The sequence below is a fragment of the Floridaenema aerugineum BLCC-F46 genome (assembly GCF_041929345.1).
Lineage (GTDB): Bacteria > Cyanobacteriota > Cyanobacteriia > Cyanobacteriales > Aerosakkonemataceae > Floridanema > Floridanema aerugineum.
The window spans coordinates 53,761-78,004 of sequence record NZ_JBHFNQ010000214.1 but is presented as its reverse complement, the minus strand read 5'-3'; the positions used below and the strand labels follow the sequence as shown (position 1 = coordinate 78,004).

Annotated in this window: 25 protein-coding genes and 1 pseudogene; 15 read left to right on the top strand and 11 right to left on the bottom strand. The window is 41.1% G+C overall.

Translation table 11 applies throughout. The features are described from left to right. Window positions 1-63: 63 nt before the first annotated feature. From ACE1CC_RS29500 to ACE1CC_RS29475, 6 genes are all read left to right on the top strand, one after another. Window positions 64-1,878 carry a helix-turn-helix domain-containing protein gene (locus ACE1CC_RS29500; RefSeq protein WP_413274003.1) on the top strand — a complete coding sequence of 605 codons (1,815 nt, stop codon included), beginning with the start codon at window positions 64-66 and terminating at the stop codon, window positions 1,876-1,878. A 333-nt stretch (window positions 1,879-2,211) separates the two neighbouring features. Beyond that, complete coding sequence (locus ACE1CC_RS29495) at window positions 2,212-3,081, top strand: DUF3854 domain-containing protein (RefSeq protein WP_413274002.1); 870 nt, start codon at window positions 2,212-2,214, stop codon at window positions 3,079-3,081. Then, a complete protein-coding gene (locus tag ACE1CC_RS29490) occupies window positions 3,057-3,443 on the top strand; it encodes a DEAD/DEAH box helicase family protein (protein WP_413274001.1) in 387 nt (128 codons plus the stop codon). Before ACE1CC_RS29495 ends, ACE1CC_RS29490 begins: the two co-directional genes overlap by 25 nt. After that, window positions 3,412-4,572: a hypothetical protein gene (locus ACE1CC_RS29485; RefSeq protein ID WP_413274000.1), complete on the top strand. Its 1,161-nt coding sequence runs from the start codon at window positions 3,412-3,414 to the stop codon at window positions 4,570-4,572. Before ACE1CC_RS29490 ends, ACE1CC_RS29485 begins: the two co-directional genes overlap by 32 nt. A gap of 60 nt (window positions 4,573-4,632) precedes the next feature. Continuing rightward, on the top strand, window positions 4,633-5,595 hold the full coding sequence (locus tag ACE1CC_RS29480; protein WP_413273999.1) for a ParB/RepB/Spo0J family partition protein: 963 nt from the start codon (window positions 4,633-4,635) through the stop codon (window positions 5,593-5,595). Between the two features lie 76 nt (window positions 5,596-5,671). After that, on the top strand, window positions 5,672-6,223 hold the full coding sequence (locus ACE1CC_RS29475; protein ID WP_413273998.1) for a hypothetical protein: 552 nt from the start codon (window positions 5,672-5,674) through the stop codon (window positions 6,221-6,223). Window positions 6,224-6,463: 240 nt separating this feature from the next. Here the strand turns inward: ACE1CC_RS29475 and ACE1CC_RS29470 are convergent, their stop codons facing one another. The 4 genes from ACE1CC_RS29470 to ACE1CC_RS29455 are packed head-to-tail and all read right to left on the bottom strand — an operon-like array spanning window position 6,464 to window position 9,793. After that, complete coding sequence (locus ACE1CC_RS29470; RefSeq protein WP_413273997.1) at window positions 6,464-8,236, bottom strand: response regulator; 1,773 nt, start codon at window positions 8,234-8,236, stop codon at window positions 6,464-6,466. Between the two features lie 38 nt (window positions 8,237-8,274). Next, the gene (locus ACE1CC_RS29465) at window positions 8,275-8,955 is read right to left on the bottom strand and encodes a hypothetical protein (RefSeq protein WP_413273996.1); all 681 of its coding nucleotides are present in this window, start codon (window positions 8,953-8,955) and stop codon (window positions 8,275-8,277) included. Between the two features lie 5 nt (window positions 8,956-8,960). Then, window positions 8,961-9,425: a hypothetical protein gene (locus ACE1CC_RS29460; RefSeq protein ID WP_413273995.1), complete on the bottom strand. Its 465-nt coding sequence runs from the start codon at window positions 9,423-9,425 to the stop codon at window positions 8,961-8,963. After that, window positions 9,425-9,793 (bottom strand): hypothetical protein, encoded by a 369-nt coding sequence (locus ACE1CC_RS29455; protein ID WP_413273994.1) that lies wholly within the window; start codon window positions 9,791-9,793, stop codon window positions 9,425-9,427. The genes ACE1CC_RS29460 and ACE1CC_RS29455 overlap by 1 nt, the downstream gene beginning before the upstream one ends. 245 nt (window positions 9,794-10,038) lie before the next feature. On the opposite strand from ACE1CC_RS29455, the gene ACE1CC_RS29450 reads away from it, so the two are divergent. Further along, a complete protein-coding gene (locus ACE1CC_RS29450) occupies window positions 10,039-11,988 on the top strand; it encodes a GmrSD restriction endonuclease domain-containing protein (protein ID WP_413273993.1) in 1,950 nt (649 codons plus the stop codon). Here ACE1CC_RS29450 and ACE1CC_RS29445 read toward each other — a convergent pair. The 3 genes from ACE1CC_RS29445 to ACE1CC_RS29435 form a co-directional block, all read right to left on the bottom strand. Next, on the bottom strand, window positions 11,985-12,773 hold the full coding sequence (locus ACE1CC_RS29445) for a type IV secretory system conjugative DNA transfer family protein (protein WP_413273992.1): 789 nt from the start codon (window positions 12,771-12,773) through the stop codon (window positions 11,985-11,987). The genes ACE1CC_RS29450 and ACE1CC_RS29445 overlap by 4 nt on opposite strands. Before the next feature lie 257 nt (window positions 12,774-13,030). Beyond that, window positions 13,031-14,437 carry a hypothetical protein gene (locus tag ACE1CC_RS29440; RefSeq protein ID WP_413273991.1) on the bottom strand — a complete coding sequence of 469 codons (1,407 nt, stop codon included), beginning with the start codon at window positions 14,435-14,437 and terminating at the stop codon, window positions 13,031-13,033. Window positions 14,438-14,493: 56 nt separating this feature from the next. Then, window positions 14,494-14,880 (bottom strand): hypothetical protein, encoded by a 387-nt coding sequence (locus tag ACE1CC_RS29435; protein ID WP_413273990.1) that lies wholly within the window; start codon window positions 14,878-14,880, stop codon window positions 14,494-14,496. A 177-nt stretch (window positions 14,881-15,057) separates the two neighbouring features. Here ACE1CC_RS29435 and ACE1CC_RS29430 point away from each other — a divergent pair, with 177 nt between their 5' ends. Continuing rightward, a complete protein-coding gene (locus tag ACE1CC_RS29430) occupies window positions 15,058-15,258 on the top strand; it encodes a hypothetical protein (RefSeq protein WP_413273989.1) in 201 nt (66 codons plus the stop codon). Window positions 15,259-15,309: 51 nt separating this feature from the next. On the opposite strand, the gene ACE1CC_RS29425 is transcribed toward ACE1CC_RS29430, so the two are convergent. Then, window positions 15,310-15,948, bottom strand: a complete 639-nt coding sequence (locus ACE1CC_RS29425) for a siphovirus Gp157 family protein (protein WP_413273988.1) — start codon at window positions 15,946-15,948, stop codon at window positions 15,310-15,312. After that, the gene (locus tag ACE1CC_RS29420; protein ID WP_413273987.1) at window positions 15,948-16,121 is read right to left on the bottom strand and encodes a hypothetical protein; all 174 of its coding nucleotides are present in this window, start codon (window positions 16,119-16,121) and stop codon (window positions 15,948-15,950) included. The genes ACE1CC_RS29425 and ACE1CC_RS29420 overlap by 1 nt, the downstream gene beginning before the upstream one ends. A 55-nt stretch (window positions 16,122-16,176) precedes the next feature. On the opposite strand from ACE1CC_RS29420, the gene ACE1CC_RS29415 reads away from it, so the two are divergent. The 4 genes from ACE1CC_RS29415 to ACE1CC_RS29400 all read left to right on the top strand — a co-directional run bounded on the left by ACE1CC_RS29415 (window position 16,177) and on the right by ACE1CC_RS29400 (window position 18,586). Next, on the top strand, window positions 16,177-17,166 hold the full coding sequence (locus tag ACE1CC_RS29415; protein ID WP_413273986.1) for a hypothetical protein: 990 nt from the start codon (window positions 16,177-16,179) through the stop codon (window positions 17,164-17,166). Between the two features lie 21 nt (window positions 17,167-17,187). Continuing rightward, window positions 17,188-17,775, top strand: coding sequence for a hypothetical protein (locus ACE1CC_RS29410; RefSeq protein WP_413273985.1), 588 nt, complete (start codon window positions 17,188-17,190; stop codon window positions 17,773-17,775). 64 nt (window positions 17,776-17,839) lie between these two features. After that, the gene (locus ACE1CC_RS29405; protein ID WP_413273984.1) at window positions 17,840-18,070 is read left to right on the top strand and encodes a hypothetical protein; all 231 of its coding nucleotides are present in this window, start codon (window positions 17,840-17,842) and stop codon (window positions 18,068-18,070) included. Between the two features lie 12 nt (window positions 18,071-18,082). Continuing rightward, window positions 18,083-18,586 carry a hypothetical protein gene (locus tag ACE1CC_RS29400; protein WP_413273983.1) on the top strand — a complete coding sequence of 168 codons (504 nt, stop codon included), beginning with the start codon at window positions 18,083-18,085 and terminating at the stop codon, window positions 18,584-18,586. Between the two features lie 94 nt (window positions 18,587-18,680). On the opposite strand, the pseudogene ACE1CC_RS29395 reads toward ACE1CC_RS29400, so the two are convergent. Beyond that, window positions 18,681-19,547: pseudogene (locus tag ACE1CC_RS29395) on the bottom strand (helicase-related protein); the annotation flags it as partial. Between ACE1CC_RS29395 and ACE1CC_RS29390 the strand changes: the two are divergent. Then, the gene (locus tag ACE1CC_RS29390) at window positions 19,492-19,944 is read left to right on the top strand and encodes a hypothetical protein (protein ID WP_413273982.1); all 453 of its coding nucleotides are present in this window, start codon (window positions 19,492-19,494) and stop codon (window positions 19,942-19,944) included. The pseudogene ACE1CC_RS29395 and the gene ACE1CC_RS29390 overlap by 56 nt on opposite strands. On the opposite strand, the gene ACE1CC_RS29385 is transcribed toward ACE1CC_RS29390, so the two are convergent. Continuing rightward, window positions 19,934-21,586 (bottom strand): iron uptake porin, encoded by a 1,653-nt coding sequence (locus tag ACE1CC_RS29385; protein WP_413273981.1) that lies wholly within the window; start codon window positions 21,584-21,586, stop codon window positions 19,934-19,936. The genes ACE1CC_RS29390 and ACE1CC_RS29385 overlap by 11 nt on opposite strands. 665 nt (window positions 21,587-22,251) lie before the next feature. Here ACE1CC_RS29385 and ACE1CC_RS29380 point away from each other — a divergent pair. Together ACE1CC_RS29380 and ACE1CC_RS29375 are read left to right on the top strand one after the other, a co-directional pair. Next, window positions 22,252-23,874, top strand: a complete 1,623-nt coding sequence (locus tag ACE1CC_RS29380; RefSeq protein ID WP_413273980.1) for an FAD-dependent oxidoreductase — start codon at window positions 22,252-22,254, stop codon at window positions 23,872-23,874. Then, window positions 23,871-24,197, top strand: coding sequence for a 4Fe-4S binding protein (locus ACE1CC_RS29375; RefSeq protein ID WP_413273979.1), 327 nt, complete (start codon window positions 23,871-23,873; stop codon window positions 24,195-24,197). Before ACE1CC_RS29380 ends, ACE1CC_RS29375 begins: the two co-directional genes overlap by 4 nt. Window positions 24,198-24,244: the final 47 nt, after the last annotated feature.

Sequence of the window (24,244 nt, the reverse complement as noted above, 5' to 3'; positions counted from 1 at the left end):
TAATTCACTAATTCTTTCCTTAGCTCACTTTACCATTTAGCAATTTCGGGGAAAGCCTAACTAATGCCAGGAACAAATAATAAAATTAATATCAATACGCAACTAGGAACCTCAGAGCAGCCAGAGAGAGCTAGTAAGACAGTATTGATATTATCGGCAACATATAACTCAATAGACCATAACCGCATTCAAGAATATGCCCAAAAGCTAAGACAGGGGAATTTTTTAGAAACCTTAGCCTTGAATGTAGCAATGGGAATTCATGCCGAAATTACTAAAAGGGATGAAACATTAGAAGGTTTTAGTCCTAAGTGTGTTGATGAACTCGAAAAATTTCTCGGACAGCAGATAGTTGATGATGATTTCTACTCTTCAACAGCAGAGGAGATATTAAATCATCTGACTCCCTGGCTTCAGACAGGTAGAACCGAGGAAAGTTTATGGAAAAAAGTAGCAGTTGATTCAGCTTTGAGTTTTCTAGAGCCACTAGATTTATCCAATCGGACAATAGATGAGTTAACCGCAATGCTGGGGTTAGCTTCAAAAACAGTTCCAGCAACAGAACCTCAGCTATTTATTAGCAACACTATCACTCAATTGCTCACTTCAGCCCCTCCTAGAACGGCTTGTAAATCATTACTACGAATCTGGAATTGGCAGGAAGATATCCATAAAAATGTGTTTTTTTGGGATCGTTACAGCACGGGTTTTGTCAAGTTAGCTTTAAAAGATAAAGACCCAGTTACTAAAGAGTATTTTTACTTTACAGGCAAGGCCGCCTGGGGAATTATTGAGGAGTTTGGCAGTTTGGGTAAAGATACCGCTAAACTGCACTGTTTACTGTCTGCTTATGTTTTTCGGCAACCTGAACCTTGGAGAACTGAAATTAAGTTAGCTGGAACTGGGAAAAATGGCGGCACTAATTTAATAGATTTAATGGGTTGGGGTGAGCGAAAAGATATGACTACTTCCCAGAAGCTACTCAGAATAGAGCAATGTTTGAAGCTGCTTAGAAGATTGGATGCAACTATTAAGTGGAATGTGGGAAAACTGGGATGCGATATGAATTCCCTGATTTGGGATATTGCTATAGAACGCTATGGACAGCGCAACATTTTTACAGATAAAATTGAAGAACCAACAGAAATAGTAGCGTTCATTCGGACAGGGAGGTGGGCGGAATTTTTCTTTAATAAGCAAGGTAAGAATTCCACTCCTCCAGTTGCGTTATATGAGTTTGGTTGGATTTCCGAATCGACGCTCAAAATGAATCCGTATCATGATGAGTTGGCGTTCTTAATTGCCATCAATATAACAACAGAAAGCGCCATTCATACCAATGGGAAATACAGGGTTAAAACGGTGCTAGAGATGGTGATGCCAAAAAATGAAATTGAATTAGCCCGTAAAGATCATCGCTATGCTGGTAAGCTGAAACAACGTTGGGATAAAGCTTTAATACGATTGATTGAGTTAGATTGGCAGATTCTATATGACTCTGAAACTTATCCAGAATGGTTACGACCTGGAAGTACAATAGGTAAACCTAAAGATTGCAAAAAAAGAATTATTGAATTACTGCTAGAAGCTGGGATTACTATCAAGCCTCCCGGTAAAATTCCCGCCCTAATAGCTGCTAAAAAGTCAGAATCTTTGCCCCGAAAACGGAAATCAGCATCTTCTGCGCCGTTAGAGTGGGAACCAATACAGAAGGCTTGTGAGACTAAAGGTTGGACGAAGCAAAGTGTCATTGCTGAAAAGCTGGGCATATCTCAACCGCTAGTCTGCCAACTTCAGAAAGGCAAGCCAATCAGTCCCCAAACTGCCGCTAAACTCAGGAAAATCTTGCCTAAAGTGCTACCGGAACTCTCTATCTAAGAACATCATCACCCACTTCAAACCACAGCCCAGCCCGTAATAAAAGCTGGGCTTTTGCGTAATAAGAAAAAAATTAGCCCAAAACAAGCCTCAAACCCATACGGGGCATGGCTTAGAAAATTATTACGGACACACCCGGATCTAGTGACAAAAACGCCCGGATCTGGTGACAAAAATACCCGGATCTGGTGACAAGTTAATTTTGAAACTATTGAACGGCAAGCGTTTCAGCGTTTTATTACGCCTGGATTAACCTAATTATCTTTGATCGGCGTGCAAGCAGGAATTTTCAGAACATGAGAAAACGGTTATTCCTATGCAAGGAATAGCTCGATGCTTAATTCTCTGGCACCTTTCGATGAATGGCACAGTAGCGGCGTAGATCCTGACATCTTCGCCCTTAACGTCCGTGTCCTCGCAGGCAATGCCCCTTATTCTTATCTCCTATACGAAATTGACACCGCCTCTGGTAGAATTCAACCTGATGCTCAATGGCGCTGGGCTAGGAAAAAATACAGCCACATTGAAGCTGGCGGTTGGTGGTGTAGTGGACTCGATCCCTTGGACAACTGGCAACCGATGCAGTGGGGCTGCTTTAAACCTAACAATCCCCGCTGTGGCGCTGAAGGGAAAATTATCAAGTACGAGCATCCGCCCCAAACGCCGACCAGAGTGTTTTTCCTGCAAGTTCCCGATCGCATTTGGCAACGAGTCTCCGATCGCTACCATGTCCCCATCACTTCTGAAGACAGGCAACAGGGCTTCTGGCAATGGGTATGGGCGAAGAACCTGCCTATAGTCATCGTCGAAGGCGCTAAAAAAGCAGGTTGCTTGCTCACTTTGGGCTACGCCGCTATTGCTCTCCCCGGAGTCACTGGGGGCGTTCGCACTAAAACCCCGTTCGGGGAAAAATGCTCTCCCTACCTCGTCCCGGAACTGCAACACTTCGCTACACCAGGTCGGGAAATCTACATCGGCTTCGATCATGACATCAAACGCCAAACTATTCGGAATGTCAACCGGGAAATTGACAAACTAGGTCAATGCTTCCAGGTTGCCGAATGTGGGGTGAAAGTCATCTGCTTGCCTGGGCCAGAGAAAGGCGTTGATGATTTTGTGGTAGTCCAAGGCGAGGATGCGTTCTGTGACCTCTACGAGGGCGCACAAGCCTTTTCATTTTGGCAAACCAATCATGGCAACTGACCTATCCGGTGGCTTTAAGGCTCTGCCAGAGATATCTGGAAGAAGTACCATATCCACAGTCGGGGTTGGTGGGCATTCAATCGCCCAAAGGTACGGGAAAAACTCAAGGTTTAATCAATCTCGTTTCTGATGCTCTGCATACGGGTAATCGTCGCGTGTTGATTATTACTCACCGGATTCAACTGGGAAGGGCGATCTGTGCAACTCTGGGAGTTAACTACATCGACGAAACTAGAGATTCGACTGCTGGTAAACTGTTCGGATACGGTCTTTGCATTGATAGTCTGCATCCTTTGTCGCAAGCGAATTTTCACCCGGAAGATTGGGAAGGTGCGATCGTCATTAGTTTTTGGGATTTTTAAAGGAACGATACCAGTTAACGATGCTTTGCAAGCTTTGGCGCGAGTCCGAGATGAAAATGTGCCTTGGTTTGTTTGGGCTAAACAGTTTGGCTTTGGTAAGATTGGCAACGGATCTGCTAACTATCAATCTATCCTAAAATCTCAGCATAAAGTCATCAAAACTAATCTTCATTTGTTGCAAGGTATAGACTTTGATATTGATTCTGCTTATGACCCAATTCACTTAAGAACTTGGGCAAAGATGGCGGCGAGAATTAATGCCGGGATGTGGGATTATCGCCATACTATTTGGCAGCTTTTGCAAGCTGAAGGTCATAGACTACATTTGTGCCGCGAGAATGAATTGCAGCAAGAAATTACCGCTTTGCAGACTCTAGAAACAGCGGCTCATACTGCTGAAGATTACCTACGAGCGGATGAATTATCGGAGCAAATCGGCAAAATAAAAGAGGAGTTAGATAAGTTAAAAACTGAAGCGGCTTCTGTTAGTGAAGTCGCTGAAATTACCAGAAAAACAAACAGATTATCTGCTGCCAAAGCTGTTAGTAATAACGAAAACATTAGCAACTATGAATACCTTTTATTAAAGGACAAACGTGCTAAAACTCAGGAGGAAATAAACAGGATTCGCAAATATCAATTAGAAGAAACTTATGGGGTTCCCGTTACTCCAGAATTAGTACTAAAGGACGAAGATGGCTGGCTGTCCAAAGTTCGTTTGCATTATTACCTGACTCATGATTCTGAGTTGGTGGAAAATCGGGATAAAAATCATTTAACCGGACATTGGGAAAGGGGGAAAGGGAAAGTTTGTCCGCAGGATTTGCGATTGATGACTGCACAAATAGAAGCACTGAAGAAATTAGGAATAACGTATTTCTTCAACTCTGAACTTAAGTTTACAGGAATTGAAAAAGAGGTGATAGAGTTTAGCGATCGGGTGAAGCAGTACAGTCAGGATGTGAAGGAGTTTTTGGGGATAAAAATCCATCCCCATGCTCAACCAATGGAGGTGGTGCAATATATCCTGCGTACCAAGCTTGGCTTTAAGCTCCAGTCTGTCGGTTTTGAACGGATAGAGGAAGGCGATGCTTCTTCTGGAATGATGGGATTTTGGTGCATCAAGTAAGCGATCGGCGTGCCAAAATAGCATGGAGTGATTATCAAGCAATTGGTAAGGAAATCTTCAGTGGCAAATAAACCAAATCGCTTTCAGGGACTAATGCAAACCATACGGCAGGAGAGTTCGCCTCCACCTGATGAAACAGTGGAACAACTGCCAACAGCTAGCCATACTCCAACGGGAGTGGTATTAGTTCCCCTAGACAAAATTCACCCCGACCCCGATCAGCCTCGCCGCTATTTTGATGAAGGAGAACTCAACAAAATGGCTGCATCAATGCGGGAAATTGGCGTAATTGACCCGCTCACCGTGCGCCCTAAACCAAATAGCAACGATTTGGAGTACGATTTGCTGGCAGGAGAGAAGCGTTGGCGGAGTGCGATGATAGCCGGATTGCAAATGATACCAGTCCGCATTTTTGATGTGGACGATCGCACTGCTCTTGATATCAAGGCGATTAGTAACCTCCAGCGTTCTGACTTAAATGCTTGGGAGGAAACTCAAGCCATCATGGGAATGCTGATGCGGAACTTGGAAAAGTCACAAGAGGAAGTCGTTAGCTTGCTCAACCAAGCTGCCAATCAGAAACGTGGGCTTACGGATAATGTTGTCCGTAAGTCGGATTGGGAGATAGTCGAGGATGTTTTCAACTTAGTTGGCAGGCTAACGCCAGAGAGTTTTCGCAAGCATCGAGTGCCATTACTGAAACTTCCCAAACCGATCGAGTCGGTATTGCGTCAGGGAAAATTGCAATACACCAAGGTCAATGAGATTCTCAAACTTAAGTCAGTTGAGCAGCAGGAAGCACTTTTAGATGAAGTAATGACAGCTAACTTATCGGTAGAAGAAATTCGTCAGCGAGTCAGAGAACTACGCCCTAGCAAGACAGCAAAGGAGCAGTCGCCCAATTTATCGGGGCGATTGACAAGTGTTACTCGTGCTATCAAACAAGCTAAGATTTGGCACGATCCGAAGAAGCAAAAAAGGCTAGAAAAATTGCTTGGTGAATTGGAAAATTTGCTGCAATAATGCCAATTAATTACAGATAGCTGGACTACTGCAACGGATAGTCTTAATCTGGTGAAAAGTTCTTGAACGATATTCCATGCCTTCTCCCGAACAGGTGGCAACAGCCATCCAAACCATCGACCAACTATCTAACTGGCTCTTAAATACCGGACTGAGTAATGCCGCAATTGCTCAATTCAAATTCAATGCTTTAGCCACCATGTACCCAGAACTCAAAGAAATAGCAGAATTAGCTAAATCTTTGATTGGTGCAACTCACTCACTACCAGAAGAAGGAATGAGTGCCACAGAACTAGCGGCGCTATTAACAGAAAACTTAACCGTTAAAATTAAGCCGGAGCAAGTAAATACGGCATTAGTCAAGCTGGGATACCAAGAAAGAAACGATGAAAAGCGGATTTGGATACTCACAGAAGCAGGTTCTCAACATGGTATTAGTTTGCTCGCTACTTCCAAAACTAATAAATGGCAGGGGTCACAGTTAAAGTGGTATCGTTCGGTTATTCCAATTTTAGAAGATTACTTTAGACAACCAGATAATTTAGCCGATGTTGCCCAAGGGAGAAATGGTTCGTCACCAGAAACTGAAGCTAATAATCAAACTAATACCAAAACAAAGAAAGATTAAAAGAAAAGGGAATAAAAAGTAACCCAGACCAAATCCAGCTAATCCAAAGTTTTGCTGACGGGTACTATACAGAAAAACATGGTACTAAACCACCGAAATTAACCAACAGAAAAATCCCCGTGTCTAGTTACCCAGGCGAGGAATCGATTGAATTAATTGATAAAGCGATAGATACTGTTCTTAATCCCAGAAAAAAAACAGAGTCTCAAATGTGAGTAACTTTGTTTTTAAACCAGAGAGTCATTTAACAGAAAATTTAGTGAGGTCACTAATAGTATCCAATCGTAGCTCTTCAACCAATTGAACAAGTGCCATTTTAAGTGGATTGTGAAACTCTTGAATCTGCTCAATAAGTTGTTTAGCTGTTTGGTCATCTCCAAGCTCCGCTGCTTGGTGAAGTTGAACGAGCAATCCTTGAGACAACACAGAAAGCGATTCAGGAGTCAGTTGTGGAACTAACTGATGCTGCTGGAGAAGAGAAGATTGAGTTTCATAAACGTAGCGAACACCTAAGTGAAGTGCCATCTTCTCAAAAATCACCGCCTCTGGACAAGGTTTAGCTACAAAGTCATTGCAACCGACATCAAAAGCTTGTTCCTGCTTCACATCAAAAACGCTAGCCGTCAAAGCAATAATCACTGTCTGTTCGCCATTTGGCTGTTTTCTGATGTATTGAGTAGCTTGATAGCCATCCATTATCGGCATCCGAATATCCATCCAAATCAAGTGCGGTTTATGTTGCTGCCACAACTGAATTGCCTCCCTACCGTTAGATGCTTGCCAAACTTGAAAACCCACCTCCTGACAACACTCACTTAAGAGCAAACGATTTTCCCATTGGTCGTCAACAACCAAGATGCGGTACTTTTGTTGGTTGGGAGCTAAACCAATAACTCTAGGAGATAAGAGGTGATTGTCCACTTCCCCAGCATCAGCCAAACCAACTCGAATATAAAACCGGAAAGTAGTTCCTTTTCCTAATTTACTTTTGACGCGAATATCGCCACTCATAAACTTAATAAATTGACGACTAATTGGCAATCCTAATCCAGTTCCAGTTTGAGAACGCCTACCTGCTTGGGTTTGGACAAAAGGTTTAAATAAAGACCCTAATTCCTCGGGAGCAATACCGAAACCTGTATCGCTAATCCAAAAAAGCAAAGCGACAAATGTTTTTGATGACAGGTGGGGAGAAGGAGGTAAACGGTCAGTCACTTTAACTTGAAGCGTGACGCTACCGGAACAAGTAAACTTAATCGCATTTTCTAAAAGATTAATTAAAACCTGACGCAATTTACTTTCGTCAGTGCAGATGTATTGCGGGACTTTTTCCGCACGGTCAAAAATTAATTGCAAACCTTTAGCCTTAGCTTTGAGCAATAACATCTGCTCAATATCATCGAGTAAAGCATAGAAGTCAAAGGCAGTTTCATCCAGTTTCATTTCACCCGCTTCAATTTTAGAAACAGACAAAATATTATTAATAAGTTTCAATAGATGAGAGCCATTGCGATTAATAATATTTAGACTCCACTGTTGAGCGGGAGTCGTTTGTTGGTGACGAGTCATCTGTTGAGTAAAGCCAAGAATTGCATTGAGCGGAGTTCGCAATTCGTGACTCATATTAGCCAGAAACGAACTTTTAGCATGATTAGCGGCTTCAGCTGCCTTTTTTGCTTTTTTGAGTTCCCGGTTTTTCAGTTTGAGTTGGCGAGTTTTAGATTCGACTCGGCATAGCAGAATATGAGAGTAATACTCGGATTGAGAACGATACTTTTGTAATTGTTGGCTCATCTGATTGAAAGCAAGAGCCAAGTATTCGAGTTCGACTACATTAGTTCCGAGCACCTGTTGGTTGAGGTTTCCGGCAGTAATTGCTTGGGTAGCGGCAATTAATCGCTGTAGTTTGAGTTCGATTCGCCAAGAAATAAATAAAAGAAGTGAAATAGAGAGAATTAATGCCAGAAAACAAAGTACAAATGTAACGCGAGTGTTGGCGTTCACCTGGTTCATAAAATCAGTTTCCGGGACGACAGCAACAATTAACCAATCTATATTGTGCTTCCCAACACCGGACTCAGAAAAAGGTTTGACTTGAAGTAAATACTTATCACCATTAGCAGTATGCGATTTTTCAATTTGTCTAAAAACTGTCGCACCTGATAAACAACTGGGTCGTTAGCTGTGGTGTACCTTCTTTGGATAGCAATTTTCAAGCCTCTTTCTACATCTGATGCTGTAATAGTTTGACCAGCACTAATACCCAAAGTTTGCCTATTTCCAGAGGGAACTGTAGCAATCTGAATTCCTAATTGCTCTGGTCGATTATTAGCGAGTGTTACGTTAAAAGTATAAAGTCGTTGTTTGTGTTGAGAATCCATTGTTTTGATGGAAAGGCTGGTGATGTTAGCGGTAGTAGCACCAGGAAAGCGCAATGGTAGAATCGAGCGCAAGAATATAGTTTTAGCACGACCGCTTGATAATTCTGTATCTGTACCGAACACCAGACGAGAGGGGTCAGCAATCAATACATAGCCAATCACCTCATCCGTTTGGCTAAAGTCAATCACACTCGCCCGTCCCGGATAAACTTTAACATCAAGAGCACGATTGATAGCAATATCTCGACCCACTATTTGATAGCCACTGGCTACCGATTGAGCGATTGTCGAAATTGGGCAAAAAACAGCAGCGAGCGCTGCTGTAACCAAAGAGCAACTCAGAGTTTTCATAACGGTTATCGGCTAATGCTGAGGAAACTGTTGACAGTAACGGAAACTTTAGTACCTTTGGGAACCATAGCAATATTGGGACGGCTTAAAAGTTCTTCAACTGCTCGCTGCGAGCGTCTTTCCATTCGTTTCGCTAAAGGACTGAAAAAGCCATCGAGGACAGCCGACCAAATTTGTGGTTCGCGGTTTTCGACAGTGATGGTGTCTCTGTTAAAACCATTACTGTTGATGCTAGTACTACTTGTAGTTCTCGGTTGTGTAAACACTTCTCCGACTCGTCCAATCCCAGAAAGCAGTCCGACAAACAAATCCTGCTTGGCAATATCATCGCCAGAATCGAGATGACCTTTGGCAATCAACGGCGTACCATCTTCACCAGCAATCAAAATTGCGCCAGAGGGTATTTCTTGCTGTTTAACTTTGCCCGATTCGTCGGTGTAGACAATAGCAATAGCACTAGCTTGTACCATCAGATTCTTTTTACCGACATGATTGGCTTGAGAGCAATAATCACAGTTCCTTTGTTCAAGGCAACCGAGCCATTAGTGGCTAAAATATCTTTGGTTAAAGTAATGGCAAATCGATTATAAAGCTGTTCGCCACTACCAGTGTCCCAAAGTAAGGGAACGGATACGGCACCTTTAGTAATGGTTCCGAGTGCAATTTGTAAAGTGTTTGAAGTTGTTAGAGGTTGAGGCGTGCGGTTGAGAATACCGATAGCACCGGAGGAAAACTGGCCCGATGCCACTGATGTTTCTGGTGGTTGCTCCTTACCGATATTAACTGTAAGCAGTTTGCTATCTTGATTAGCAGAATTATCTTTGGTTGGGATGGGCAAGTTTTGAGTAACTGGCGATTTCTCTGTTTCAACTTCAACGTTCCCCCTGGTTTGACCAAGTTGAGCTAGCTGATTCCACCGCTCGAACGGATTGAGCTTTTCAGGAGTTGAAGTAAGTGTAGGTTTAGCAGTAGGTATGTAAAAGCTCTGTAAGTAAACTTATTTACTAAACAGATCTTTGTTCTATGGAGCGAATTTTGGGGAATACTCTTAAGTAGACCTCTTTTAATTGATTTAAGTTAGCTATGGAAGCCAATTCGTTTACAGCAGTCTCAGAGAATTTCTTAAAAATTATCAATGAAGCTCTAAATGCCAAAATTGTTATTCCTGTGGGATTTCAGCGCTCGTTTGTTTGGAATCGCGATGATATCGAACAGTTACTGACATCAATTCTATATGGATACTTTATCGGCACTTTTCTAATCCTCGAAACTCCCGCTAACAAACCGATGTTTCCTTTTGAACCTGTTGAAGGAGTCAAAAAAGTGAATAGTCAAGCAAATCCCAAAAATCATACGACTGTACGCCTTGTACTAGATGGTCAACAGAGGATTACTTCATTGTTCTATGCTCTTTATGAGGCTGATATCCCGCTACGTGGCTCAAAAAATCCTTATCGATTCTACTTGCGTTTTGATGAAGCTCTAAATGGCGCTATTGATGATTCTGTCACTGGAATATCAGTAGTGGATTTGAAACGTAAGGCAGAATTAGACCAACTTGTGTACACACATAAAGCATTGCGATTCTCTTCTTTATTGGATACTAACACCTTTAATGAATGGCTCTACACAAAGCAAAATGTCTGGGATAATGAGCAGCGTAAATCAATTCTGAAATTTCAACAGCGTCTAACAAGCTTCCAAGTCCCAGTCGTTGATCTTTCGGAAGAAACAGATTGGCAAAACATAGTTAATACTTTTGATCGGATTAATCGAACAGGTGTTAAATTATCACTTTTTCATCTTATTGGAGCACAATTGTACTTAAAAAATGTACAGCTAAGAAAACTATGGGAGATTTTTGAGAAAAGTAATAAAGATGTAATTACTGCAATAAAGCCTGAATTCTTACTTCGTGTGATTGCACTACAAAAGGGTAAAGAACCTCGTAAACGTAACTTACTTGAAGTTATTAACGAATTAGAAGGTGAATCTTTTAACTTACTTTGGAAGGAAGCAACTGAATCTATTGTTGAGGCTCATAAACGAATTACTAGTCATTACGGTGCCTTTGAGAAAAAATGGATTCCTTATAGTACACTAATAATACCTTTAGCTTGCTTACTGAATCAACTCAAGATGAAATCAGCAGGAGAGGAAGATTATCGAAAACTAGATTGTTGGTATTGGGGTAGTATTTTTAGTCGGCGTTACGATCAAGCAGTAGATACCAAAACTTATCAGGATGTACGGGATATAGGAAATTGGATTAATAGAAATGAAAAACCAGAATGGCTTAAGAAGTTATCTACTCAAGATTTAAATTTAGATATTGATGAACCTCAATCAGCTATCTATCTAGGAATTATGAATTTAGTAGCAAGTAGGGGAGCTAAAGACTTTCTGAATGGTCAGCCTGCTAAACTTCATCAATGTGAAGACGATCATATCTTCCCAGAAGGTATTTATAGAAAAGAAAAAGGAAATAGAGTAGATCTTATATTCAACCGAACACTTATTTCAGAAAAGACTAATACCCGCAAAGGCAAGAAGTTACCATCAGACTTTTTTAGTGATTGTCTGAGTAAGCACGGCAATGATGAAGCTAGATTACTCAATACATTGAGTAGCCACCTGATCTCTAAAGAAGCTTACTATGCTCTTAAAGAGAATAATTTTGAGAAATTTATTGCAGAGCGGCATAAAACACTAAATGAAGCAATTAAGAATTTGTTTGTACAAACAATGGAAGATAATATGAATTTTATGGGCGAAGTTGGTATTTCAGAAGTAACCCAAATAGAACTATTTGACAACCAACAAGTTATGGGCTTTTTAGCAAATAATAATCCAATAATAACTAGCCCATGTACTACAAATCAACTAGCAGATCTTTTTGGTATTCATCGTGACACACTTGTTAGAAATAGATTTAACAAAAATTTCACTGATTGGACTAAAAAATATGATCCTGAAGGTATTGGCTGGATATATTCGGAGGAGAATCAATTATTCTATAGAGAGAGTAACTAATATAAGAAGTAGTTTATTGACTTTGTTGGCAAATCAGAACAGAGGTCAACCGTTCTGGGAAAGAAAGCTTCGGTAGCATTTTGACCGATAATTTCTGATGGATACCCCAAACTTTGCACCCAAGAATTAACTGCATTAGATGTTAATCTCCCGGTAATGCGGTACACCATATTTTGCAGAATCATCGTTCCGGCACTGCAATCATTTATGCTATCGATATCCTGGCAAAGTAGCAGCACTGAAATCCCATTTTTCCGTCCGACTGCACAAAGTTCACCTACTACTTCAGCAAAGCCATCTTTTTTCAACAAAATCGAAAGTTCGTCTCCAATAAATAAACTTTTTGGGTGGGAAAGAGCATTACGAATGCAAGCAGCATGAGCATTCATTGCCATCAAATATTGGTCTTGTTCGTTACTCAAACCACTTAACGCGAAAAATTTAATTGCAGGTTCGGGAGAAAATGTACTTGGTTTAGCTAGCGCTTTTCCTAAAGGTGAGGCGAGTAAGGCATGACATTGAGTAGTAATTTGGTTGATAGCAAAGCGGTCTAAATCGGTAAAATTTGCTAAATTTAATTGTTCTTTGGTACAGAATTTTAGCAAATCTTTGAGTGTTGGCATCTCTTGCCATTCATTTGATTTCCAACCTTTTTCAAAAGCCGCATTATAGCGTTCGATAATCTCTAAATCTTCGATAAACTTTTTCAAAGTTAACAGCAGGATAGCATCAACTCGTTGTGCTAATTTAGGGTCATTTACTTTGCCCATGCTGATAATAGTCAATGCTTTTCTGATAAACTCTTTCCACTGGTCTAAGCGTCGAGAACGTTCTGGTTTATCAAAGCGTCGCAGGTCGGGGATTTCCAGTAAATTTGAGCTACCTTTGGTAATATCGTAGTATGCACCATCCTCAATAAAGGCTTGCTATAGTAAAGTGATTTATTATATTATCGAGTGGCAGTTTAAGGTAAGAGTGAAGTGCGATCGCCACCAATCATGCTCATTTTTCGAGTGCTAACAGTGCAAAACAAAGTAAAATACTATAGGTAGCAAGGATATTGTTGAGACCACTTGGAGGCTGTTTCTAGTAGATTAGGGTGGTAGTCTTCTAACCTAGTTGCACTTTTAGGGCTATCGACTTCAATTTGTAGCGCGTCGAATAACTTACCCAGCAATTTTTCTTTTCGTTGGTTGAATAAACCTTCTGGTTGTCCAGCTTCTGGTGCAGAAGATTGTACTCGTCCAATCAAAGTGGCTACCCAGCCGATTTTGTTTTTAGCGATCGCTACAGCAATCTGTCTGAGTTTGGTATACTTACGCTTACCATCTTCGTCAGTAGCTTGAGTGTAGTCAATTTTGGGGCGTTTTTCAATCGCTTCGTATTGGTTTTCATCATTAGCGTGAAGGGTTTCTTGGGCAATGTGAGGTAGTCTGGAAGCAGGTGTAACTACCAATTGGTCACCATCAAAATCGCATTGGTGATGCTGCATAGCTTGGTCGGGACGAATGAAAACACAACCTTTGTATTGCATGAGTTCGGGTTTCTGTTTGTTGTTAACGGTGTAGCGGCGAATGTTGTCTTTACTAACAATGGGATAGCGAGTAACGATAACTTCCGTTCCATGTCGTAAATGAGGTGCAACAATCGTTCCTGGTAACAAATCTTCACCAGGTTGAGCCATAGCAGAACCGTGATGAATGGCACCTTTGATAGCTAAATCTTTCCATTTTCTAGCAAGTTGTTCTTGCATAAAGTCAACAACTTTGGGAAAGTCCAGTAATTGGCCTAATTTGTCATTTCTGAGAATAGAGATAAGGCGAGATTCGTGGCGTTTAGTTTGCTCATCGCCTAATTCATTCAATGAGGTTTCTGTATCATCTGCGGTCTGTCTGAAAGCTGCTTTTTTGTCATGTTGTTCGACTAAGTATTTGGCAAGTTGTATGCGATTATTCTGCAAACTTGCTAATTTTTGAGCCTCGGCTTTAGTAGCAGGAACGATGTCAGCTTCAATGGCTGATTCTGAGTACCAAATCGAGAATTGCCAAGAATTCTCGTACTCGGTTGTTTTAGCATTACCACGATTTCCTAAAACAATTTGGGGAAATTCGTAATCACCACAAGGAATTAAAGAAGCTAGTTTATCTTTGGCAATTCCTTTGATAGAAGAGCGGTCTAGAATAATATCATAGCCAGAATTATCAGTTAATTGAGCATCAGGTAGCAAGGTTCCTTTAGCTAAGAAGCTAATCTCTGGAGTTGGACAATCTTCCTGCGACCACTGTTTCATCCATGCCATACGAAATTGGAAGGGTCGGTTGTGAATTGCTCCTAATTGTTCAGCTAAAGCAGGTGAAATTTTGCCATGACAGTCGCCAGTCTGCCACTTTTTAGCTAACGCTTTTTCCTTCGGATTATCGCTTTGGGAATCAACAATTTTTACTTTCAATGTTTGACCATCTTCTGAACTATCTAAAAGTTGCGCTCCTTGAGTACAACTGCTAACTAATAAAGAGCCGTAACGACAGGCGTGTCGGGTTGAGTGGCAAAGATACTTAACAGTTTAGTTGAAAGTTGTTGGTCGGCAAAGTACACATTTTTACCAGAACTGAAAGTAGCCCTTCTGGGAATATCATCGCCAAAATCAATATTTTTGAGAGGGTCGTGACTGTTATCATCGGGGTCGGGTTTAACAATCACAAGCGATTTCAATTCAGATGGTTCAAATAGCAGTTCAAGCATTGAGTTTCTTAACACTTCCGGTTCAGCTTGATAGCGACCTTTCGTTTTATTATCGGTCAGCGACATATCAAATACAGGGATTTTAAGACCCTCTCCCTTAGCTAATTCAGTAGAGTGATAAGCTGGAGTAGAAAACGCTATTTTTTTCATGATTGAAAATGAGTGAACTACAAGTTTTCTGAGCGTGACAATTAAGGTTAAGCAAATAAAACCTGCTGTTGAATGATTTTTATACCCTCCAATTGGAGGGGCTTAAAAAGCAAAGCAAGTAATGTGCTAACATAAGGCCAAGTTAGCTACTTCGTATTATCAAATGGAGCAAGGATAGTGAAAATAGTTGGTACTGAAAACGCAATTAAAAGGGGGACAACATTTCTGTTTAATTGGGATGTGGAGGTTAATTTAATTGCTGATTTGACTGAATATGAGGAAGATAGCATCCTTAAACAAAGGAAACATCTATTATCAAAACTGTTTGATATTACCCCTGAGCAAGTGGATGACCCTCACTATTGGATTAATCTCTAGCTATCTAAAAATAGGGGAATAAGGATAATACCTTTGCTCCCCTAATCTGGCTCAATCAGCTTTTTTACGTCGCTTTTTGGTAGGTTGTGGCTGATTTTCTAATGGTTCAACATTGACTATTGTACTAGCTTGGTATTGAGGTAAATTGCTTGGTAGTAAGGTATAAATTACTTTACGCCTACGATAAACTTTTGTACCTTCTACAGGTATTCCTTGCTTCCAAGCATCAGTAATTGCCTTTTTGTCAGCCGAAATCACGGTTTTAGTTTCGACACGGCGATATTGGTCTGGGAGATGAGAAGGGTCGATAGATACTTCACAAGTTGGTGGGTTTTCTTTGAGAGTAATTCGATGCTGTTTACCAACAATTTCGGCTGTAATTGCTCCAATCTGATTAAAATAAATAACAGTTTGGTCTAATCGCTCTCGCCATCCTTCCAATTTATCGATCGCACTTTGATGCAATTGGATTAAAAATTCCATTCTTGCTTTAATTGCTATAATTTCGGCATCAATTTGGTTGGCAAGTTCGGCATGAGCATCAATAGCGATTTCTTGGTTTTCTTGATTGTGCCAAATTGATTGGAATAAGCGCTCGATTTGTTCATTTGTTTCGGCTATTTCTAATTGATGCCAAAGTTGGGCTGCCGTAATTGATGTATGGGCTAAAGATTGAGTGGCTAAGTTCATCAGTATTTACTGTTAGTACAAGTGTGATAGTAATCGCGTTCGGCTTCTATTCGAGCTAAGATTGTTTCAGTTTCCTCATCAGGTTTAATAGGAATTGATTTGACTGTAGAGGGTTCGTTGATGGCTCGATTGCCTTTTCGGTACTGAGGCTTTTTCTGAGTAAGTTTTGGCATTTATTTCAACTGGTTTTTTACAACAAAGCGCGACAGCGCTACCAAAAAAAAGAAAATGAATTATCCGATGGTGTTTTATCCAGAAGCGGTAACAAATTTCTGCCGTAAATATCCTTTAAATTTGTCTATAAACAATCAGATAACAGTTGTTTCTGATAGTTCTTCATCTGTTACCAAACCACAGTTACCGAACTTACCGATAGTACCATCCGTCCAATGGCTCATTTTAATTTGGCTATTGTGGTTGGGTGGTGCGAGCGCACTTCCATTAATGGCTGTTTCTTGGGGTTGGTCGTGGATAGAATTGCTGTTACTTGTCAGTGCTTATTCTTGTTTGATAGCAGCTGCTTACACATATTTACTGAGTTATCGTACTAAGCTACTTTCGCAGTATCGACAGCAGATATCCGAATACCAAATGAAGTTGGCGACGTATCAAAAACAGCAGATAATTTCCGAGCATCTACCTGAAATTAAAGCTCAAAAATCATTAACTAATCTTAAATCGCGTTGTCAATTGCTATCAGATTTGATGTCAAATCGAGTTAGCCCAATTGGTCGTTCCCAGGCTAGACAAGGTGTAAGTGAAAAAGAATTTATGCAGGATTTACAACGCTACTTTCCAACTGTTATGCAGGGGCTTGAGTTCAAGATTCCCAGGTCAAAGAAGTGCTATTCAGCAGACTTTATTATTGTGCATCATAGCTCAGGAATCGGTATTGATGTGGAGGTAGATGAGCCTTATGCTGGTATTTCTAAAAAGCCGACACATTGCTGGGATGATGACAGTGACTATCGTCGCAATCAACTGTTTAATGAATGGGGTTGGATTGTGGTACGGTTTACGGAAAAACAGGTAGTGCAAGCTCCGTTAAGTTGTTGTAAATTTATAGCACAGGTAATTTGGGAAGTGACGGGTGATCGATCTTATTTAGAACTACTAGAATCGCAACCAGATTTGCTTCCTGTTAAGCCTTGGACAACCAAAGAAGCTAAACGAATGGTAAGAGATAGGTATCGTCAAACTTATATTGATTTAAAATAATGGGAATGGGGACAAAGGGCGATGAAAAAACGATTATTATTTGGCTTGATAGTAAGTTTAATAATTCTCAAAGGTATTGTTTATTTGCCAGTGTTGGCACAACTACCAGCCAATTCTAGGCTAAATCAAGCACAAATTCAACAGCTTCGTTCTCTTGGGATCAAAATTGTAGTTCCAACTTATGTCCCAGCAGGATTTCGGGTAGCCAGCGTTCGAGTAGAAGCACCATGTCGTCCCAGAAGTCAGTGTGCTCAGTATGCCATTATTTACAGAAACTCATCTAATGCTTGTTTTGCCATTGAAGGTACATACGGAGGTATTGGGGGAATTCCTGAACGAGAAAATCAGATTACAGTGGATACCCAGCTTTTTGGTCAGACGATACTGTATTACGGGCATTATCAAGATCCAGAAATGCGGCAAAATTTTCCAGAAGCGGATATGTATATGGACTGGGCGGGGAACGGCCCCTTCTACCGTTTTATAGGAGCAGGTTTTGTCCGCCAGTCTTACTATGGAGAACGAAATTCTCAGCCCATTAAAGAATGCCGTAATGATATTAGTACTCGAGAAGCAGTAAAAGTTATTCGCTCTCTTTCTATGCTATAGCCGCATTCACCAAAGAATTAATCAGGCGTTTCAATAACGATATGGCAGTTGCCATTAACCTACTATGACTCAGGAACCGAAGTTACCCGATCTAGAAACAGTTAAGCAGACTTCAGCCAAGATGAAGGAAATCTGCAATAGAGCCGATGCAGGGATTTTAGTTTTAGATAGTTTAATTGCCCAACTTGAAGAGCAAATTCACTCTTCACCCCTGTATCGCTACCGATTGAATAGAGCCAAGCAGTTGCTTAACATGAAACCAGACAGTTCCGAAGGTGCAGAAATTTGTAGCTGATCCGGACTAGAGATGGAAAAGCAAACAGAAGAGACAGCAGTTAATTTGATGCAACTGATGTTAGACGAAGATTGGGTTAGGGAAGCTGTCCGTATTGAGGAAGAAGCTGGGTGCGATATTGGAGCAGGTTTTGATTTAGGTGCTAATTTAGGAGAGTTTCTCCAAAACCCAGATGAATTTGCTTGTTTGTTGGAGTTGCGATCGCTCATCATGGCTGAGTTCCTTAAGCTACTGGCTTCTTGGGATCTGGGTGCGGGAATGGAAGCAGCAGTAGCTTATGGCAGACAATTGCTTATGGAGCGGTTACTTCATCCTTCTCCAGAGGCTCAACAACAACTGTTGGCAATCTTGTCGCAGGAACTAACAGCAGAAGCGGAGACGACAAAAAAGGATGACCTCGAACTGCGCTTTCTGGTGCGCTCAATTTTGACCCATTCTGATTGGGATGCGATCGCCACAGCAGCCGCAAATGCTATTCGCGAGCAAGTGATGAGGCAGCAGCAGTTGAGTGCCTGACAAGCCTGATTTTCTACTTAAATCTTAAAAGTATTACTTTTGACTCGGTAGAATTGTGCGCCATGGCGCACATTTTCGATTGGGGATGCTGGACTTAGTTGAGCGTGGCCAGAACATCTAGCTGGTCAAACCGTTGTCTGCGGGACAGTTCCTGCCAAAGTTTAGGCCATTGCTTTAAAGTAGGGTCTTTCCTGATTACCAACTGAGCAGCTTTTCTCGCTTGTTCCAGCAGTGCTTGGTCTTTGACCAAATCAGCTAAAGTAAATTCAGGCAATCCCGCTTGCTTGGTTCCTAACACTTGACCTGGGCCTCGCAAATGTAAATCCATTTCAGCAAGGAAAAAACCATCTTGCGAAGTCTCCATAACTTTCAGCCGAGTTTTAGCATCGTCAGATTTAGAATCGCTTACCAGCAGGCAGTAAGATTTGTGATTACCTCTGCCAACTCGACCCCGCAGTTGATGCAACTGCGATAAGCCAAATCGTTGGGCGTGTTCGATTAGCATGACGGTGGCATTCGGGACATCGACACCAACCTCAACTACCGTAGTAGATACTAAAATTTGAGTTTGGTGGTTAAGGAAACGAGCGAGTGCAGTTTCTTTCTGGGCCCAACTCATGCGACCATGTAATAATCCGACTTGGTAGTTAGGGAAAACGATTTCACTCAAATGTTGGTGTTCCTCAATAGCAGCTTTCAAGTCCAGCTTTTCGGAAGCTTCGACCAACGGCAGAATAATGTATGCCTGACGACCCCGTTCTACTTCTCGATCGATTAAACGGTAAGCTTTATCTCGCGTTCGCTCGGTCAGTAGCTTAGTTTCTATTGGTTGTCTACCTGGTGGTAACTCGTCAATCTGACTGACATCTAAATCTCCATGCAAAGTTAATGCTAGAGTGCGAGGGATGGGAGTCGCCGTCATCGTTAGCAAATGGGGAGCGATACCTTTTTGGGATAATTTCTGGAGTTTAGACTATCGCACCGAAGGTGCGATGTCTAAACTCCAGTGGTTATATGGATTATGGAAACTTAAAATTCTTTTAGACATGGAAATAGCCGTTGGTAACAAAACGGTGGTGGTAGTTGGGGAATTGAAATGCCTTGGATTAAGAAGTCTCCGTTGTTTCCTCCAAACCAAACTAAGGCCAATACTTCGCTCTCATAATGAAACAGAGCGTACAACAAATTTGCTAATTTGGGTTGAGTGCCTTCGCTCGTCAGGCGAAAGCCGTCACAGATCGCATATTATTGGTGACGACTACCTGCACCTAGAGCGATCGCATCTAGTGGATTGCTTGACAAATTACGCTGAATATAATGAAAAAAAATCCTCCTGGGAGCATAAAACTAGAAAGTAAAACTGGTACGTAAAATCCCAACCCAAATCGGTTGATTAACATCATTATGATCGGGCTTAGTAATTACATAAACAATAGGGGTGACACTAATATTATTGTTTATTCGATAGCGATAAAAAGCCTCTATGTGTAATGAAGTATCTGGATCTTCTGCTTGTTTTCCGTTGACTAAAAAATCATTACTAGTAACTTTCGGTGGTACACCAACGATAACCCCTCCTAAGTTTCCTTTAACAAACAAGTCCGGGAAACCAAAGTTAATTGCACCATTGAGAATGGTTGCTTCATTTTCTTCTCCTTTAACTTGATGAGCGATCGTGTAACCGAACCAACCACCTAAATTAAATTTGGGGGTAAGTCTCCAGGTAAATTGAAAGCCAAAGTTATCAGAAGTAGTCGGATTTTGCCCGAAAGGTCGATTGGCAAAAAAGCTACCTGTGCCTGATGTAACGCCGACACTGCCAGTAGTAAAATATTTCCGAGTGTAAGTTAGCCCTAAATCAAGTTGTCTACTAGGAGAAAAAGTTAATTGTCCTATGGCAGCAAAGGAACCGTTAAAAAGCCCTCTAGAATCAGCAGGATTGGGAGCTTGTCCTGCGTCTGCTATGTAACCTAAGTTAACTCGAAATTGTGAGCTTAGTGGATAAGCGATTCCTGCACCAGCACCATCAAAAGCACGATAAACTGTGGGATTACGTAATCCAAACGCAGAAACACCAGCGCTAATAGCAGTATCAAATAAGGGATTAATAGTTGGCGCAAGGGTATCTAAAGAAAGTCCTTTGGGACCTATGAAAATTACTGCTTTGCCTACAGCAAAACGATACATTAAGCGATCGAGTCTCACTTGAGTATCATTATTAGGTGAGTCCGGGCCAATCCGAGTCATGTTAGTTCCCGTAGTGGCAGCTAAGTTAGGAATATTGTTGATTTGTAAGCGGGTAGAAAGTAAATCTTTTCCGCTAAAGCTAGTTTGAAAATCAAGTCTAGTACGTTGAGCAAAAAAGACATTTGTCTCATCTTTAGTGTCAGGAGCACGAGTGTTATTAGCCCGATTGCCAAAGGTATCACCGATTAACCAAATTGAGTCACCGACTAACTTGGTAGTAGTAGAGAATTGATTAGCTTCTATTTGAGTAACCCGATTTTCTAAACTATCTATCCTTCCTCTTAGTTGGGCAAGTTCGTTAGCAAATTGTTCTTGGAGTTTTTGCAGACTAAATAAGTCTTCTTTCCTAACTAAATCAGCTGTAGAGGCTGCAATTAATTCCGAAATTCGATTCAAGCAAGCATTTAATCCAGCGGCAAATTCATAACGGGTCATAGCGCGATTACCCCGATAAGTACGATCGGGATAACCTTCAATACAACCATAACGTTCGACTAGGGATTGTAGAGCTTGAAAAGCCCAGTCAGTCGGTTGAACATCTGAAAGTTGTGATACAGATGTTACTTGAGACATCGAGTTGTCTATTTCGGGTTCAACTGATGTCAAATTAGAAGTTTGAGTTAAATTTTCTTTGCTAATTTCCGGTGTTACTGTGGGTACTTCTTCTATCGCAGTTTGAGCTAAAGCTGCTGAGAAAAAACTTACCCAAAAGACTGAAGTAGCTAACAATAATCTTCCAAATGTTCCGTTCATTTTAAATCTCAACTCACACGCAATCTTTCTTTGTTATTAAAATTTGAGAAACTTTTCGGTCTACTAAAAGTTGACAATAGCGAAAAAGTAAAGCTATCAAGCTAAACAAGTGTTATCAACTTTCTGCATAAGTTTTCCTGTTTATTGAAGAACTGTATGCGATCGCAACTCAAGGACAAATGTATAAGATGCAACAAAAATTACTAAAATTAATTACCATCGTTACTGAGTAATGTAAAGTTTAACAACCTAGAACTTCCAAGCTAGATAGATTTACTTAACTTGGAGTTCCTGGGTATTTTTGTTTTAACCAATACTACGGTTAATTGATAGAATTACTGTAGTTATTAGTTGTTAAATGGAATAATCACACAGATCTTTCTAAAAAGCAAGTCCGATCAACTAAATTAGATGCGATCGAATCAATTGAAATTTTTCTTAATGTTAGCTTCTTGATTTTTGAGTACAGCTGTGTCAAACTCTTTCTTGTTGCTAACTACTGTAACTTGACCGATTTACCGTATTTTATTGTATAATCTACTCTCATGAACCGAACTGCGGCGAAAAGTCGTGGTTGCGTCTTAATGGAAAATTGCCGAACTGAGCAATCAGAAAAGACAGTTTTCGAGTAGGAATTCACTAGAAATATTACCGTGAGGGATTAAATGATTAAGAATCGCTTAGTGAAATCTTCGCTAACAGATTTTGACCCAAACTTAGAAGCAGATGTATTAGTAATAGGTGGTGGGCCTGCTGGAACTTGGGCAGCTTGGAGTGCAGCAAATTCTGGTGCAAAAGTTGTTTTGGTAGATAAAGGTTACTGTGGCACTAGTGGATCTACTGCACCAGCTGGCAACGGTGTTTGGTATATTCCGCCAAATCCTGAAGCTAGGGAAGCGGCGATGGCGAGTCGGGAAGCTTTAGGGGGATTTTTAGCTAATCGTGATTGGATGGCAAGAGTTTTAGATCTCACTTATGCGAATGTGAATCTATTAGCTCAATGGGGTTATCCTTTTCCTAATGATGATGAAAATAAACCTTATCGGCGGTCTTTGCAAGGGCCAGATTATATGCGCCTGATGCGAAAGCAAGTGAAAAAGGCAGGGGTAAAAATTTTAGATCATAGCCCAGCTTTGCAGTTATTAGTTGATAAAAATAAAGCGATCGGAGGGGCAATAGGAATAAATCGTCAGTCCGGGAATAAATGGATAGTACGATCGCCTTCTGTAATCATCGCCACTGGTGGTTGTGCATTCTTGAGTAAAGCTTTGGGATGCAATGTTTTAACCGGAGATGGTTATTTAATGGCAGCAGAAGCAGGGGCCCAAATGTCAGGAATGGAATTTTCTAATGCTTATGGAATTTCTCCTGCTTTCTCTTCAGTTACCAAAACTTTGTTTTACAGATGGGCGACTTTTACTTATGAAGATGGTACTCCGATTCCGGGCGCAGGTTCTCAACATGGGCGATCGGTAATTGCTAAAACTTTGTTATCCCAACCAGTTTACGCTATTTTAGACCAAGCGACCCCAGAAATGCGAGTATCGATGCGTTTAGCTCAACCTAATTTCTTTTTACCATTCGATCGCGCAGGCATCGATCCCTTTACTCAACGCTTCCCCGTCACCTTGCGTTTAGAAGGAACTGTGCGTGGTACAGGTAGAATTAGAATTGTTGATCAAACCTGCGCCACCTCAGTTACCGGACTTTATGCGGCAGGAGATGCGGCGACGCGAGAATTAATTTGCGGCGGTTTTACAGGTGGTGGTAGTTACAATGCAGCATGGGCAATTTCTTCAGGTTTTTGGGCGGGAGAGTCTGCTGCTGAGTATGCTTTGCGGTTGGGAAATGGAGTCAATAATCGACAATTAGAAGCAGTAGGTGAAGCGGTATTTAATGCGGGAAGCGATCGCACTTTTAATACTGACGAAATCATCCAAGCAACCCAAGCAGAAGTTTTCCCTTATGACCGAAATTACTTCCGCACAAATGAAGGTTTGAGTGCATCTTTAGATAGATTAAATCATCTTTGGCAGGAGATTCGGAACAATCAAATTGCTGATGAAAATATTCTCAAAGCGCGAGAAGCAGCGGCAATGGTAGCAACAGCGAGATGGATGTATAACAGTGCGATCGCTCGTCAAGAAACTCGCGGAATGCACAAACATTTAGATTATCCCGAATTAGATCCCAATCAACAACATTATTTAGTTAGTGGTGGTTTAGATCAAGTTTGGGTAAAACCTGAACCTGTAGTTAAAAAAGCTAAAGTTGGAGTCGGAGTGTGATTGAATTAGTCAGCGAATCTCGGTGTATTAAATGCAACCTTTGCGTTAATGTTTGCCCCACTAATGTATTTGATAGTGTGGCAAATGCTGCACCAAAAATTGCCAGACAAAGCGATTGTCAAACCTGTTTCATGTGTGAATTATATTGTCCGGTAGATGCGCTTTATGTTGCGCCAGAAGTAGAACCATTAAAGGAGGTAGATGAAAAAATTCTCGCAGAAACAGAACTTTTAGGTAGCTATCGAAAAAACATTGGTTGGGGAAATGGTAGAATCAACCGAGCAAAACAAGACGAAACTTTTGTTTTGTTGAGGGCGCTCTAATTTCTACGCTAATCTTTCTCACAACTCAAATGAAATTCATATACATC

Bases quoted from the DNA above. Each gene is read 5' to 3' on its own strand.
- ACE1CC_RS29500 (WP_413274003.1), top strand. From the start codon at position 64: ATGCCAGGAACAAATAATAAAATTAATATCAATACGCAACTAGGAACC.
- ACE1CC_RS29495 (WP_413274002.1), top strand. From the start codon at position 2,212: ATGCTTAATTCTCTGGCACCTTTCGATGAATGGCACAGTAGCGGCGTA.
- ACE1CC_RS29475 (WP_413273998.1), top strand. From the start codon at position 5,672: ATGCCTTCTCCCGAACAGGTGGCAACAGCCATCCAAACCATCGACCAA.
- ACE1CC_RS29470 (WP_413273997.1), bottom strand. From the start codon at position 8,236: ATGAACCAGGTGAACGCCAACACTCGCGTTACATTTGTACTTTGTTTT.
- ACE1CC_RS29465 (WP_413273996.1), bottom strand. From the start codon at position 8,955: ATGAAAACTCTGAGTTGCTCTTTGGTTACAGCAGCGCTCGCTGCTGTT.
- ACE1CC_RS29460 (WP_413273995.1), bottom strand. From the start codon at position 9,425: ATGGTACAAGCTAGTGCTATTGCTATTGTCTACACCGACGAATCGGGC.
- ACE1CC_RS29450 (WP_413273993.1), top strand. From the start codon at position 10,039: ATGGAAGCCAATTCGTTTACAGCAGTCTCAGAGAATTTCTTAAAAATT.
- ACE1CC_RS29435 (WP_413273990.1), bottom strand. From the start codon at position 14,880: ATGAAAAAAATAGCGTTTTCTACTCCAGCTTATCACTCTACTGAATTA.
- ACE1CC_RS29425 (WP_413273988.1), bottom strand. From the start codon at position 15,948: ATGAACTTAGCCACTCAATCTTTAGCCCATACATCAATTACGGCAGCC.
- ACE1CC_RS29420 (WP_413273987.1), bottom strand. From the start codon at position 16,121: ATGCCAAAACTTACTCAGAAAAAGCCTCAGTACCGAAAAGGCAATCGA.
- ACE1CC_RS29415 (WP_413273986.1), top strand. From the start codon at position 16,177: ATGAATTATCCGATGGTGTTTTATCCAGAAGCGGTAACAAATTTCTGC.
- ACE1CC_RS29410 (WP_413273985.1), top strand. From the start codon at position 17,188: ATGAAAAAACGATTATTATTTGGCTTGATAGTAAGTTTAATAATTCTC.
- ACE1CC_RS29405 (WP_413273984.1), top strand. From the start codon at position 17,840: ATGACTCAGGAACCGAAGTTACCCGATCTAGAAACAGTTAAGCAGACT.
- ACE1CC_RS29400 (WP_413273983.1), top strand. From the start codon at position 18,083: ATGGAAAAGCAAACAGAAGAGACAGCAGTTAATTTGATGCAACTGATG.
- ACE1CC_RS29390 (WP_413273982.1), top strand. From the start codon at position 19,492: ATGGGAGTCGCCGTCATCGTTAGCAAATGGGGAGCGATACCTTTTTGG.
- ACE1CC_RS29385 (WP_413273981.1), bottom strand. From the start codon at position 21,586: ATGAACGGAACATTTGGAAGATTATTGTTAGCTACTTCAGTCTTTTGG.
- ACE1CC_RS29380 (WP_413273980.1), top strand. From the start codon at position 22,252: ATGATTAAGAATCGCTTAGTGAAATCTTCGCTAACAGATTTTGACCCA.